This window comes from Vibrio sp. SCSIO 43097 (assembly GCF_023650755.1).
Lineage (GTDB): Bacteria > Pseudomonadota > Gammaproteobacteria > Enterobacterales > Vibrionaceae > Vibrio > Vibrio alginolyticus.
In genome coordinates, this window is sequence record NZ_CP071840.1 from 3,012,883 (window position 1) to 3,026,068 (window position 13,186).

Below are 13,186 nucleotides of genomic sequence, written 5' to 3' on the forward strand. Positions count from 1 at the left end.
ACAGAAGTGAGTATTACTCCCCCATTGAACTAGAGGCTCGACGACGATCCGTTGCGCCATAAAGCTTGCCATCTTTTAGCTCAATTGCATTCAAACCGCTTACCACTGGAATAACGTGCACTGGGTAGCCAAGCTCCATAAACTCAGGCACCAACATTTCTGCGAACGTTTTCTTTTCCACCAGCAAACCAGTCGGGTCATAAGACTTGGTGCGGTCTATCTTAGTGCCATACTGGATGTTTGGTAAGTCAATAGCCTCTTGCGCTGATAAATTCCAATCCAGCACCCCAACCACGGTTTTGAGTACATACCCCGGGATTTGTGAACTACCTGGTGACCCAACCACCAAACGCAAGTTATCATCACTGTCCATCACCATTAATGGCGTAATAGCCGAACGTGGACGCTTGCCCGCTTCAATTGAGTTTTGCGTAGGCTTGCCGTTAACCGTTGGCTGAGGTGAGAAGTTAGCCATCTGCGCATTCAAGATAACGCCATCGACCATCACACCCGAGCCCATACCCGTTCCTACCGTGCTGGTCATCGCAATTGCATTTCCATCTCTATCGACGATAGAAATATGCCCTGTATCTTTGCTCTCGAAGCCTTGATATTGCGCATACTGAGTTTGCGTTATCTGTCCTGCTTTTGGATCCTCTTTTAAAGTGCCATTATCAGGGATTAAATCACGTCTCTGATCTAGATAGGCTTTAGACAACAACTGTTCAACTGGCGTTTCCACATAATCCGGATCTCCGGCATACGCAATACGATCGGCTTTTGCAATTCGCATCGCTTCAGTCATGAGACGCCAAGGTTCCACATCCGTTTTCGCCATATGGGCAATGTCATAGGGTGCGAGCAGTTCAAGACTCTGAGCGACCATCACACCGCCCGAAGCTGGGTAACCAAAAGAGACGATTTTATTCCCACGGTAGTCGCTCTCAATGATGTCACGCTGCTTCACTTGGTAATGTTTAAAATCTTCTAAAGACAACTTCTCGTGTTGGTCATCAATACGACTATTAACCGTCTCTACGATGTGCTGACCAAGCTCACCACCATAAAGGTAACGATCGCCTTGTTGCGCGATCTTCCTCAGCGTCTCAGCCATCTTAGGGTTCTTCATCAAGGTTCCCGTCGGCTTAATATCGTCCCCTTGCCAATACAAGGCTTTCACTTCCGGATCTTGCTCAAGTCGGCTTTGCTCTCTTACTACGATGTCGTAGGTGTAGCTGTTCATCGCGTACCCATTGCTCGCCAATGTAATCGCCGGCTTAATCAGCTCTGCCCATGGCAACTTGCCGTATTGTTCATGAGTGGTGTAAAGCAACCGCAACGTGCCCGGAACCGCAACAGAACGAGGGCCTAATATTTCGTTGCGACTGAGTACTTCCCCATTCTCAACAAACATTTCAGGGTTCGCGCTAGAGGGTGCTTCATCTCGACCATCAAGGGCCAGAAATTTTTTCTCGTCATGTTGATAAAACAGCGCGAAAGTCCCGCCGCCAATTCCGGTCATATCTGGCTCAACGACAGACATCACCATCTGCATCGCAACCATAGCATCAACAGCGTTACCGCCTTCTTTCAATATTGAGTAACCGGTACTGCTCACGTAAGGATTCGTCGCACTGACCATGAAATCTTGCCCGCGACTATCTGGTGTAACTGGGAATGGGTCTGGCTTTGCTGCATAGCTTGTCGATGCAACAATGCTTAAAGAAAAAATCAGAATACGCATGTGTCTCTGTTTAGACTCCTATTATGTGATGGGGTCTAACGTGGACCAAGTCATTACTCCGAAGTTCGTGAAGATGGTGTCTTTTTACACAACGCTGACTGGAATCGCGCTATCAATAGATGAATGATATTGGTGCTATTTAAACGACTGAGAAAAGCTATATTTTGCTTGTTTGGGTATCTAAAAATCATCACCAGAATAGATGCAAAAGATGCTCTGAAAAATAAAAAGCCAGTGATGTGATTTCGCTGGCTTGATGTGTTTCTACAAGAGTTACCCTTTCCACTCATACAACGCTGGTATACGAATTTGCTCCCCTTGGAACTCAACAATCACAGCTTGCGGTTGTATTTCTCTTAGAGTGACCTGATCATCAACGACATCCCCCTGATGATACTCAACATTGTTAATTTTCACCCAACGGCGATTTTCATCACTAGCGTACATATGGGTTTGCAAATTAAGCGCAGGTAGACGCCCTTGCCACTGGTGAGCGTTGCGCTCTAAATCGTTCACGCGTGCCGTTTGTGATGACGAATTGTCATCATCTCGGGATAAGGCATTTTCGACCTTCCTAGCTAAATCAGGAGATAATGAGGATAAATCCAGATCATCCAAAGACAACCCGAGGTCCTCTTCAGCAGCAGAAGTCGTTTGGGTTGATGCTGAGTCGCGTGTTTCATCTCTGCTTGGTGTATGGCTCGTGTATTCATCGGGGGTGGTAAATGTACCAAAATCACGCGATAGCTCTGCACTTGGCCACTCTCTTGGCAATTGGGCCAACTGGGTGTTCTCTGGATAGTCTAATACTTTGAAAGGTGATACCACTTCGACCTTTTCTATCGGGGACGTTGTATCTACTTCAACACTCGGTGCAAAGAGATCTAAGTACCAAGCGACTCCAATAGCAGAAGCAGTGATTGGCAGCAAGAACAGACCTATATGTTTCACAGCTGACATTATGCGTCCTCCTTTTCTATTCTCGCCAGTTGAGGCGCATCTGGCTGAACATTTTGCTGAAGTCGGTCTAGCGTTCGCTTACCTGCAATACCATCGACACCAATTCCTTGCCAACGTTGAAATAATTCGACTCGCTCTTTCATCGCACCATCAAAAATAGACGTTTCAAGCAGTGGCTCACTCACCGCTTCTGCTAATAATCGGTCTAATACTTCAATCGCAGGGCCTTCCATGTCTAAACGTAATGTTTCATTCAGCGGAGCATGCCACAGTTCGATAATATTGCCCTGCCACAACGGCTTTAGCCACGAAACTGGCAGACGGAGACGCTGCTTACCATTGAGCACTTCAGCTTGATCATTACCGACGGCATATAGAATGACATACCCAACATCACCTTGATAATTCAACTCCAAGATCACAGGGCGATTTTGTTGCATCAACAGCGGCCAAGTCGCCATTTTACGCTCACAACGCATAGTCGACTGCGGTTCTGACAAACAAAGATTATCGCGAACCGATGCTTGATATCCCCACAAACGATACAAATCATTTACAGCGAGGTTCGACTGTTTTTGTGTTAACAATAAATCACGCTGCTCATCAGTTAACTGTTGGCTGACGACGGTTGGTGTTGGCTCTACTCTTGGCTCCGTCACTTGTGTCAACACTGACGTCGCTTGAGCTGGCATATAATTCACGACCGCCCACCCCGTACTTAATGCAGCAATAAGGCCTACCGTGACAGAGCCCCAAGCAGGCCAACGGAAAGTCCGGCGCTCTTTTTTATCTTGCTGATAAATATCTGCCTGAAACTGCATCACCTCTTCACAGGCCTGCTGAACGGTTTGCTTATCCACCACCACATTACCCTGGTGATAACTAATGTTGAGGGATTTGTCACAGATAAGGTTGATGAGCCGCGGTATACCGTGACTGTATTTGGCTATAAGTTTACAAGAAGCACGATTAAACAGTTGCTGGTCGCCACCTGCTGTATGTAGTCGAAATGCGATGTAATCTTCTGTCTCTTTTTCATCCAACGGCAACAGGTGATAACGCCCGGTAATACGCTGGGCAAGTTGGCGTAGTTGTGTTGTTTGTAATAACCGCTGCAATTCAGGCTGCCCGACCAACAACACTTTGAGCAATTTTCTGGTATCGGTTTCCAAGTTGGTCAACAAGCGCAACTGCTCTAGAACGTCGGCAGCAAGGTGTTGAGCCTCATCAATGACCAGCAATGTCTGCCAGCCTGAACGATAATTACGCAGCAAATATTGATGGATAACCTGGTTTAGCTGTTTGAGGTTTGCATCTGGCGGATAGGTGATTTTGAACTCATCGCAAATGGCTTCGAGCAAGTCTCTACTCGAAAACGTGGGATTGAGAATAAGACCCGCTTTGGTGTTATCACCCAAATTCGCCAGCATCGCTTTTGCGACGGTCGTTTTGCCTGTACCTACTTCGCCAGTAAGCATAGCAAAGCCACCGCCATCGCCTAGCCCAGCTTGGAGATGTGTGATTGCCTCTTTGTGACGTTGGCTTAAATACAAATAACGTGAGTTTGGAACAATCGAAAATGGTTGTTCGACAAACCCAAAAAAGTCCTTATACATTAGGCTCTCCAGCTAAAAAACCACCTGGGAATAGTCAGACATGGTATAAACGCTCTTCTTCTATTCTTAGGAGTAAAGAAAAGTACCATTGCTTGCTACAATGTCCAACGGCATATCCATAAATTAAGAGGTAATTCGTGCAAGTTTATTTAGTAGGTGGCGCAGTTCGAGATAAATTGCTCGGAATTGATAGTTATGACAACGACTGGGTGGTCGTAGGCTCGACGCCCGAGATGATGCTGTCCCAAGGATACACCGCCGTTGGTAAAGACTTTCCTGTATTTCTGCATCCCAAAAGTAAAGAAGAATATGCCCTTGCACGAACAGAGAGAAAGTCAGGTTCTGGTTACACTGGTTTTGAATGTTTCTTCGATCAAAACGTCACCTTAGAAGAAGATTTGATACGTCGTGATTTAACCATTAACGCGATGGCAATGGAGAGTGATGGCACGATCCATGACCCATATGGTGGCCAGCAAGATCTCAACGATAAACTGCTACGCCATGTATCAGACGCCTTTATTGAAGACCCTCTACGCGTTTTACGTGTCGCTCGCTTCGCAGCGAAGCTTGCTGATCTAAACTTTACGGTTGCCGACGAAACCATGCGGTTAATGCGTCACATGGCAGAGTCCGGAGAGCTGAGCACACTGACTCCCGAGCGTGTTTGGCAAGAATGGCATAAATCTCTCTCTACTCCTCGCCCTGATATTTTCTTATCGGTTCTACGAGACTGTGGTGCATTAACCGTGGTGTTACCTGAAATTGATGCACTATTTGGCGTACCTCAACCTGAGAAGTGGCATCCAGAAATCGATACTGGCATCCATACTTTGATGGTGGCAGAGCAAGCCGCAAAATTGAGTAACTCACTCCCCGTCAGGTTTGCCGCCCAAGTGCATGACTTGGGTAAGGGCGTGACGCCAGAGAGCGAATGGCCAAGCCACAAAATGCATTGCCATACAGGATTAAAACTGATCAAAAAGCTGTGCGAACGTGTCCGGGTACCAAATGAGTTTCGTGATTTAGCCTTGATGGTGTGCGAACAGCACTCCAATATTCATCGCGCGGCTGAACTTAAACCACAAACCATAATTAAAATACTCAATAAGCTCGATGTGTGGCGTAAGTCCGAACGTCTGCAAGATATCTTGCTTTGCTGCCAAGCGGATCACGCTGGTCGTAAAGGACTGGAAACGCAACCATATCCACAGGCGGATATTTTTAGGCAAGCCTACCAAGCAGCAGCGGCAGTTGACGTTCAAATCATAATCAAAGAGGGCTTTAAAGGCCCTGCGATTCGTGACGAGCAAGAAAAACGACGTATTGAAGCAGTGAAAGCAGCACTTAAGAAGTAACGAACAAACAAAAACGCCCGCGGATTTCACGGGCGTTTTTCGTTAACATCAATTATGAACTTAATAGAAAAGCGAACAAACCGATGCCCAAAATCAGACGGTAAATCACAAACGGTGTCATGCCCATGCGTGAAATCATCTTCAAGAAGAAGTGGATACAGATGTACGCACTGATAAACGATGTGATAATGCCAGTCATTAAGAAACCAACATGGACAGGTTCACCACTGGTCACTAACTTCATGACTAAGTAGCTACCAGCTAATGTAATGATTGGGATCGACATTAAAAATGAAAAGCGCGCAGCCGCTTCTCGAGTAAAGCCAAGGTAAAGCGCTGCTGTGATGGTCGCCCCTGAACGTGAAGTTCCAGGAATCATCGCTAAGGCTTGAGCAATACCGATAAATACAGCTTTCTTCCAACCCGTTTGGTATTCATCGGCAACGAGTTTAGCGTTTTTGTCTACCCACCATAGCAACAGGCCAAATACGATCGTAGTAGTCGCGATAACGTAAGCGCTACGTAGATACACTTCAATGATGTCTTTCATCAATAAGCCGAACACACAAGCTGGAATCGTCGCAATCACGATCATCCAAGCCAATTTAGCTTCTTTACTGCGATCTCCTTTAAAGATCGAAGCAAATAACGCTTGAAACAAAGTGATTACTTCATGACGAAAATAGATCACGACAGCCATTAATGTACCGACGTGAACAGCAACATCAAAGGCCAGACCTTGATCTTCCCATCCTAAAATAGCGGAAGGCAGGATCAAATGGGCAGAGCTTGAGATAGGCAAAAACTCTGTCAGCCCCTGAATCAGAGCCAAAATAAAGGCTTCAAAATAACTCATGTAAACAACTCAAATTAAAAATGAAAGGAAACGGGTTTGAGCGAATCGACTGGCTGCATAGCATGCCAAATGTCTGCGACTGTGCGTCCATCGCCTGGGATCACTAATTGCGGTTCGAGATCATACAGCGGCTTTGTGACAAAAGGATATTTGTAGATATCACTGCGAGGTAGCTCAGGTTTTTTCTTGGAGACGCGCTCACCGAACAACACTATATCGAGATCCAGTGTTCGATCCTGATACTTTTGCGCGTTTTCTTCGCGTCCCCACTTAAATTCAATCTCGCGTAGTTGATGGCTCAACTCTTCTAATGACAACTCGGTACGCATTGCAACGACAAAGTTGTAGAAATTCTTGCTGCTAAAACCAATAGGTTCGCATTCATATATCGGTGATACGAGGAGATTTTCTCCAAGCCGTTGCAGCTCCTGATACGCAGCAAGCACATGTTGCTCTCTTTCTACGTTCGTCCCAACACCGATATAAGTGGTGATCATGCTCGGCCTCGCTCAATCACCACACCAACAGCACGTGCTTGCGGCACGGCGCCAGGCTTCGCTAGGCGGATTTTCACCCAAGGCACAGAGAAACGCTGCATGATAAGCTCTGCTACTTCTTCAGCCACGCGCTCGACCAATAAGAAACGACCATTTTCAATGTGGTTAAGTACCGCCTCACTCACCTGCGAATAATCCAGTGCATCTTGCACATCATCACTTTTGCCCGCAGGCTTATTATCGTGCGCCATTTCAATATCTAGAACCAACTTTTGTTTGATTTGTTGTTCCCAGTCGTACACGCCAATGGTGGTGATAACTTCTAACTGTTCAATAAAAACTTTATCCAGAGCCATCTTATGTCCTTCTATTACAGAGGTCGGATACCCGTGAGGGGTAATTTGATCGTAGTATTCTATACCTAAGTAACATTTACTTTGGTCATCACAATGTTACTTAGGTATAAACTGCGAAAGCATCTTTATATACAAGAAATCACATAATGCAAGCTCTATCACAGTGAGGATTTCTGCATTATGTAAATTCGGGGTATGATAGCAACTACGCGGGAACCGAGCATTAAATTCCAATCCATCAAGGACTTCTATGGACGCACTGGCACTGATAATGACAATGGCCGCCTATTTATTAGGTTCGGTTTCCAGTGCGGTTTTGATCTGTCGACTCTTAAAACTGCCAGACCCACGCAGTGTGGGATCTAACAATCCTGGAGCAACGAACGTATTGCGTATTGGCGGACGAGGAGCCGCTGTTTCAGTCTTGTTGTGCGATATGCTCAAAGGCACTATCCCCGTGTGGGGCGGATACTTTCTTGGTATCGACCCTATCATTCTTGGCGTCATCGCCATTGCTGCCTGTCTTGGCCACATGTACCCCATCTTTTTCCACTTTAAAGGCGGAAAAGGTGTCGCAACCGCGCTTGGCGCTATCGCTCCGATTGGTTTGGACTTAACAGGATTGGTAATGTTAACTTGGCTGTCAGTAGCCGCGCTATTCCGCTATTCATCCTTAGCGGCTCTCGTCACGGTTTTGGTCACTCCGTTTTATACTTGGATGTTTAAACCGCAATACACGTTACCTGTTGCTATGCTGTGCTGCTTAATCGTATTTAAGCATCATCAAAATATTCGTCGGCTTTTGTCTGGCGACGAGCCAAAAATCGGCGAGAAAAAACTGACACAAAAAAACTCGGCTTAATGCCGAGTTTTTCGTTTAAAGAAGGATGTATTGGTTATGCATGAACTCGATTCAGGAAGTTCAACAACATCTGGTTGACGAACTCAGGTTGCTCTAAACAACTGATGTGTCCAGCTTGGGGAATCTCCACCAACTCACTGCCTGTGATACAGTCTTTCATTAAATAAGATTCAAAAACTGGACGTGGTTTATCTTCACAGCCCACTGCAATTAACGTCGGCAGAGCAAATTTTTCCGAATCCTCAATCACATCACGGCGACCAAACACCATGCGCCCTATGCGAGCGACTTCCACCGCACGCTCACCATTCAGGTCTTCTAAACTGCGTTTGAATGAAGCGACAAGTTTAGGATTATCCTGATTGACGTTGTTGGCAAAGAACAGCGGCACAACGGCTTCAATAATTGGCGCAGGCACTGCTTGGACTTGGCTGATGGTATCAAGCATTGCAAAATACTTCTTATACGTAACTTCTGGCTCCCAGCCAATGAAGGTATCCATCAATACCAGTGACTTAACACGTTGCGGCGCTTGAGCCGTTAGCTCTGCTCCCCACATGCCGCCAACAGATAAGCCCACTATCGAGAACTCTTCGATATCTAAATGATCCATCAATGCCAACATATGTTGTGCATAGTCGGCCAATGACTGTGTCGATGCAGGTGCAGCGTCCGATTCACCATGTGCCCAAAGATCTGGCACAATACAACGGAATGACTGGCTTAAAACCTCAACTTGCGGCGCCCACATTTGGCTATCCCAAAGGTAACTATGACCAAATAGAAGCACAGGGCCCTCACCTTTATCTAGATAAGCAAGTTGCTGACCTTCAATTTCAAACTTATTCATTGTTATATCCATTTCTTATTCTTCCACGTCATCCTAGCACTGAAACAATAGCGAACTGCTCGCATCAGTCAGAATGTAAAACGAGGCGGTTCATTGAATAATTAAAAATAAAGGCCTCTGAGGAGCAGAGACCTTTATTACACAGAACCGGTTTCAAACCTACCGCATAAATTTGACTAAGCGACAGGTGTTAGTTGATCAATTGGCCAGCGTGGACGAGCCTCTACTGACATGTCAGCCACTTCGCCATTCTTCAAGCGCTGCATGCCTGCGTAAGCGATCATCGCACCGTTATCTGTACAGAACTCAGTACGTGGGTAGTAAACTTCGCCGCCAACTTTCTTCGCTAACTTCTCTAACTCAGCTCGCAAACGACGGTTAGCACTCACACCACCAGCAATAACAATGCGTTTCATGCCTGTTTGCTCAAGCGCGCGCTTACATTTAATAGCCAACGTAGCACACACAGCCTCTTCAAATGCCAATGCGATGTCCGCGCGGGTTTGCTCGTCATCACCGTTTGCAGCAATCGTGTTAGCCGTAAAGGTTTTTAGACCAGAGAAACTCATGTCCAAACCTGGCACATTCGTCATTGGGCGTGGGAACTTAAAGCGGCCCGGTGTACCTTTTTCCGCCAGTTTAGATAATAGTGGACCTCCTGGGTAATCCAAACCCATTAGCTTCGCTGTTTTATCAAACGCTTCGCCCGCCGCATCATCAATCGACTCACCTAGAATTTTGTACTCACCGATGCCTCTCACTTCCACCATCATAGAGTGGCCGCCCGATACTAATACCGCCACAAACGGGAACGGTGGAGGGTTATCTTCCAACATTGGGGCCAATAGGTGACCTTCCATATGATGAACAGGTACCGCTGGCACTCCCCAAGCATAAGCAATACTGCGACCGATAGTCGCACCCACTAATAGCGCCCCAACAAGACCAGGCCCCGCGGTATACGCGACACCATCGATGTCTTTTGAAGTTAAGTTCGCTTCTTTTAGTGCCTCTTTAATAAGAGGAATGGTTTTCTTTACGTGGTCACGTGAAGCCAACTCAGGCACCACACCGCCGTAATCTGCGTGCAGTTTTACTTGGCTGTATAGCTTGTGTGACAAGAGACCGTTTTCATCGTCATAAATTGCGATGCCAGTCTCGTCACAAGAGGTTTCAATACCAATAATGCGCATGGTTTTCTCAGTATGCTTTCTGTATAGAGGAAATTTGGGCGTCATATTACCTCGCCTTGGTGCTGCAAACAAATTTTGTACAGACAATAATCGACAAAAGGCTTTACAAAGTAGTTGTGATCGGATTAAAATTCCGCACCATTTTTGATCAAGCTGGTAAGAGACCTAACAATTGTGATTTGGTCTGTTGAATACCAGCGTTAACGAATAACCCCTGAGGTGAAAGGCATATGCCAGTAGTTAAAGTACGTGAAAACGAACCGTTCGACGTTGCTCTACGTCGTTTTAAGCGCTCTTGCGAAAAAGCAGGTATCCTTTCTGAAGTGCGTCGTCGTGAGCACTACGAAAAACCAACTACAGTTCGCAAACGCGCTAAAGCAGCAGCTCAAAAGCGTCACGCTAAGAAGCTAGCTCGCGAAAACGCTCGTCGCGTTCGCCTGTACTAATAACTGAGCTCCAAAAGGAATTTAGTTATGGCTCTGATTGATCAACTCAAAGAAGAGCAAAAATTAGCGATGAAAGCCAAGGACAAATTGCGCCTTGGTACTATTCGTTTAGCCCTATCAGCAATCAAGCAACGTGAAGTTGACGAACAGATTACTCTGAACGATGACGACATTCTTGCAGTATTGACCAAGATGGTTAAACAACGTCGCGACTCTGTAGCGCAGTTTGAAGCAGCGGGTCGTCAAGATCTTGCTGATGCGGAACAAGCAGAAATTACTGTTCTTGAGGACTTTATGCCTCAACCACTGACAGACGAAGAAGTAGCGGCTCTCATCGAGAACGCGATTGCTGAATCTGGCGCAGCTGGCATGCAAGACATGGGCAAAGTAATGGGCGTTCTGAAACCGCAAATTCAAGGGCGTGCAGATATGGGTAAAGTAAGCGGTTTAGTTCGCGCTAAATTGGCTTAAGGTACCCCACCCAATTGCAGCAAGCCGTGCTATCCTTTGGAGCGCACGGCTTGTTTGTATCTGGATGGATGGAATGAAATCAATGGGCAATACGCTCATTCTTTTAAGGCATTCACTCCACTCATCATCTTCTTTTTTTGTTAGGTTTTATGGCTGGACACATCCCTCGCAGTTTTATCGATGACCTTCTAGCTCGACTTGATATTGTCGATATCATCGACGCACGTGTGAAACTTAAGAAAAAAGGCAAAAACTACGGCGCATGCTGCCCGTTCCACAACGAAAAGACACCCTCATTCAGTGTCAGTCAAGAAAAGCAGTTCTACCATTGTTTTGGTTGTGGCGCGCATGGAAATGCCATCGATTTTTTGATGGAATTCGACCGACTAGAATTCGTCGAAGCCATTGAAGAACTCGCTTCATACTTGGGTTTAGATGTTCCTCGCGAACAACGTAGCGGCGGTAATGGTTCGTTTCAATCAGGCCCACAAGCAAGCAGCAGTGAAAAACGTAACCTATACGACTTAATGGGCAGCATTGCTCAATTTTATCGTAACCAACTCAAACAGCCAGCAAGTAAGGTGGCGATTGAGTATCTAAAAGATCGCGGCCTGTCTGGTGAAATCGTCCAGAAGTTTGGCATCGGCTATGTGGCTGATGAATGGGATTTAGTTCGTAAGAACTTTGGCCAGAATAAAGAAAACCAAGACATGCTCGTCACAGGCGGCATGTTGATTGAAAACGATAAAGGCAACCGCTACGACCGATTCCGTGGTCGAGTGATGTTTCCTATTCGAGACAGACGCGGCCGAGTAATAGGCTTTGGTGGTCGAGTATTAGGTGATGGGACACCAAAGTATCTCAACTCACCCGAAACCCCGATATTTCATAAAGGTAAAGAGTTGTATGGCCTTTATGAAGTACTACAAGCGTACCGTGAGCCACCACAAATTTTAGTGGTTGAAGGCTATATGGATGTTGTCGCGCTTGCTCAATATGGCGTAGATTATTCCGTTGCCTCATTGGGAACCTCGACAACGGGCGATCACTTGCAAGTGTTATTCAGGCAAACAAGCACCGTCGTGTGTTGTTATGACGGTGACCGCGCAGGCCGTGAAGCCGCGTGGCGTGCCATGGAAAATGCATTGCCTTACCTAACGGATGGTCGCCAGTTAAAATTCATGTTTTTGCCGGATGGAGAAGATCCCGATTCTTATATCCGACAAAACGGAAAACAAGCATTTGAGCAGCAAGTGTCTAATGCGATGCCCTTGTCTGAATTCATGTTCAGCTCATTGACTCAGCAGGTCGATATGAGCACGAAAGAAGGCATGGCAAAACTGAGTACTCTTGCGGTTCCTCTCATTGATAAAGTCCCTGGCGGCACTTTAAGACTATACTTGAGAGAATTGCTTGGCCGCCGTTTGGGTTTGGTTGATGAGCGCCAACTACAGCAGCTAATTTCAAAACAAGGTAAAGAGGATAAAAGGCCTCAACCTCATAAAGAAATCAAGCGAACGCCGATGCGAGAAGTGATCGCGTTACTGATTCAAAACCCACAATACGTAAGTATGGTGCCAGATCTAACTAGCGTTAGAGATTTGCCCATTCCTGGTCTAAGTTTATTTGTTGATGTACTTGATAAATGCCAAGCGCATCCCCATATCAACACAGGCCAATTATTAGAGCATTGGCGAAACAGCCAAAATGAGACCCTTCTGTCTCGTCTCGCGAGTTGGGACATTCCACTCGATGAGGACAACCAAGAAGAAATCTTTTTAGACTCACTGGATAAAATTATTGCCCAGTGCGTAGAAAAACAAATTGAAAACCTGCAGGCCAAAGCAAGAAGTGTCGGTTTATCAGCCGAAGAGAAAAGGGAGCTGCTAGCACTTATGCTAGATTTAAAAGCGTAACCCTGTTTAATTAGTCAGCAACGATTTAATTTGTTATAGTAAGTGGTTTGCATTTCGCATA

General features: G+C 46.0%; 13 protein-coding genes. 5 read left to right on the forward strand and 8 right to left on the reverse strand.

Annotation, left to right across the window (positions count from 1 at the left end):
* Positions 1-13: 13 nt before the first annotated feature.
* The 3 genes from ggt to J4N40_RS14505 all read right to left on the reverse strand — a co-directional run bounded on the left by ggt (position 14) and on the right by J4N40_RS14505 (position 4,320).
* A complete protein-coding gene (ggt, locus tag J4N40_RS14495; protein ID WP_025768393.1) occupies positions 14-1,744 on the reverse strand; it encodes a gamma-glutamyltransferase in 1,731 nt (576 codons plus the stop codon).
* Between the two features lie 273 nt (positions 1,745-2,017).
* The gene (locus J4N40_RS14500; RefSeq protein ID WP_005379904.1) at positions 2,018-2,704 is read right to left on the reverse strand and encodes a general secretion pathway protein GspB; all 687 of its coding nucleotides are present in this window, start codon (positions 2,702-2,704) and stop codon (positions 2,018-2,020) included.
* On the reverse strand, positions 2,704-4,320 hold the full coding sequence (locus J4N40_RS14505; protein ID WP_033906082.1) for an ExeA family protein: 1,617 nt from the start codon (positions 4,318-4,320) through the stop codon (positions 2,704-2,706). The genes J4N40_RS14500 and J4N40_RS14505 overlap by 1 nt, the downstream gene beginning before the upstream one ends.
* Positions 4,321-4,457: 137 nt before the next feature.
* On the opposite strand from J4N40_RS14505, the gene J4N40_RS14510 reads away from it, so the two are divergent.
* Complete coding sequence (locus J4N40_RS14510) at positions 4,458-5,678, forward strand: multifunctional CCA addition/repair protein (RefSeq protein WP_033906081.1); 1,221 nt, start codon at positions 4,458-4,460, stop codon at positions 5,676-5,678.
* A 52-nt stretch (positions 5,679-5,730) separates the two neighbouring features.
* On the opposite strand, the gene J4N40_RS14515 is transcribed toward J4N40_RS14510, so the two are convergent.
* From J4N40_RS14515 to folB, 3 genes are read right to left on the reverse strand one after another with little or no spacing between them, the layout of a single operon-like run.
* Positions 5,731-6,534: an undecaprenyl-diphosphate phosphatase gene (locus tag J4N40_RS14515; protein ID WP_205461421.1), complete on the reverse strand. Its 804-nt coding sequence runs from the start codon at positions 6,532-6,534 to the stop codon at positions 5,731-5,733.
* A gap of 14 nt (positions 6,535-6,548) precedes the next feature.
* On the reverse strand, positions 6,549-7,031 hold the full coding sequence (gene folK / locus J4N40_RS14520) for a 2-amino-4-hydroxy-6-hydroxymethyldihydropteridine diphosphokinase (RefSeq protein WP_005387457.1): 483 nt from the start codon (positions 7,029-7,031) through the stop codon (positions 6,549-6,551).
* Complete coding sequence (gene folB / locus J4N40_RS14525) at positions 7,028-7,387, reverse strand: bifunctional dihydroneopterin aldolase/7,8-dihydroneopterin epimerase (RefSeq protein ID WP_005387458.1); 360 nt, start codon at positions 7,385-7,387, stop codon at positions 7,028-7,030. The genes folK and folB overlap by 4 nt, the downstream gene beginning before the upstream one ends.
* 250 nt (positions 7,388-7,637) lie before the next feature.
* Here folB and plsY point away from each other — a divergent pair, with 250 nt between their 5' ends.
* Positions 7,638-8,249 carry a glycerol-3-phosphate 1-O-acyltransferase PlsY gene (gene plsY / locus J4N40_RS14530; protein ID WP_005379857.1) on the forward strand — a complete coding sequence of 204 codons (612 nt, stop codon included), beginning with the start codon at positions 7,638-7,640 and terminating at the stop codon, positions 8,247-8,249.
* Positions 8,250-8,283: 34 nt separating this feature from the next.
* Here the strand turns inward: plsY and J4N40_RS14535 are convergent, their stop codons facing one another.
* Both J4N40_RS14535 and tsaD read right to left on the reverse strand, forming a co-directional pair.
* Positions 8,284-9,099, reverse strand: a complete 816-nt coding sequence (locus J4N40_RS14535) for an alpha/beta fold hydrolase (RefSeq protein ID WP_065274166.1) — start codon at positions 9,097-9,099, stop codon at positions 8,284-8,286.
* A 176-nt stretch (positions 9,100-9,275) separates the two neighbouring features.
* Positions 9,276-10,292, reverse strand: a complete 1,017-nt coding sequence (gene tsaD / locus J4N40_RS14540) for a tRNA (adenosine(37)-N6)-threonylcarbamoyltransferase complex transferase subunit TsaD (protein WP_005379854.1) — start codon at positions 10,290-10,292, stop codon at positions 9,276-9,278.
* 230 nt (positions 10,293-10,522) lie between these two features.
* Here tsaD and rpsU point away from each other — a divergent pair, with 230 nt between their 5' ends.
* The 3 genes from rpsU to dnaG all read left to right on the forward strand — a co-directional run bounded on the left by rpsU (position 10,523) and on the right by dnaG (position 13,125).
* Positions 10,523-10,738, forward strand: a complete 216-nt coding sequence (gene rpsU / locus J4N40_RS14545) for a 30S ribosomal protein S21 (RefSeq protein WP_001145625.1) — start codon at positions 10,523-10,525, stop codon at positions 10,736-10,738.
* A gap of 27 nt (positions 10,739-10,765) precedes the next feature.
* Positions 10,766-11,209, forward strand: coding sequence for a GatB/YqeY domain-containing protein (locus tag J4N40_RS14550; protein WP_005379720.1), 444 nt, complete (start codon positions 10,766-10,768; stop codon positions 11,207-11,209).
* A 149-nt stretch (positions 11,210-11,358) separates the two neighbouring features.
* Positions 11,359-13,125: a DNA primase gene (gene dnaG / locus J4N40_RS14555; protein WP_005379719.1), complete on the forward strand. Its 1,767-nt coding sequence runs from the start codon at positions 11,359-11,361 to the stop codon at positions 13,123-13,125.
* Positions 13,126-13,186: the final 61 nt, after the last annotated feature.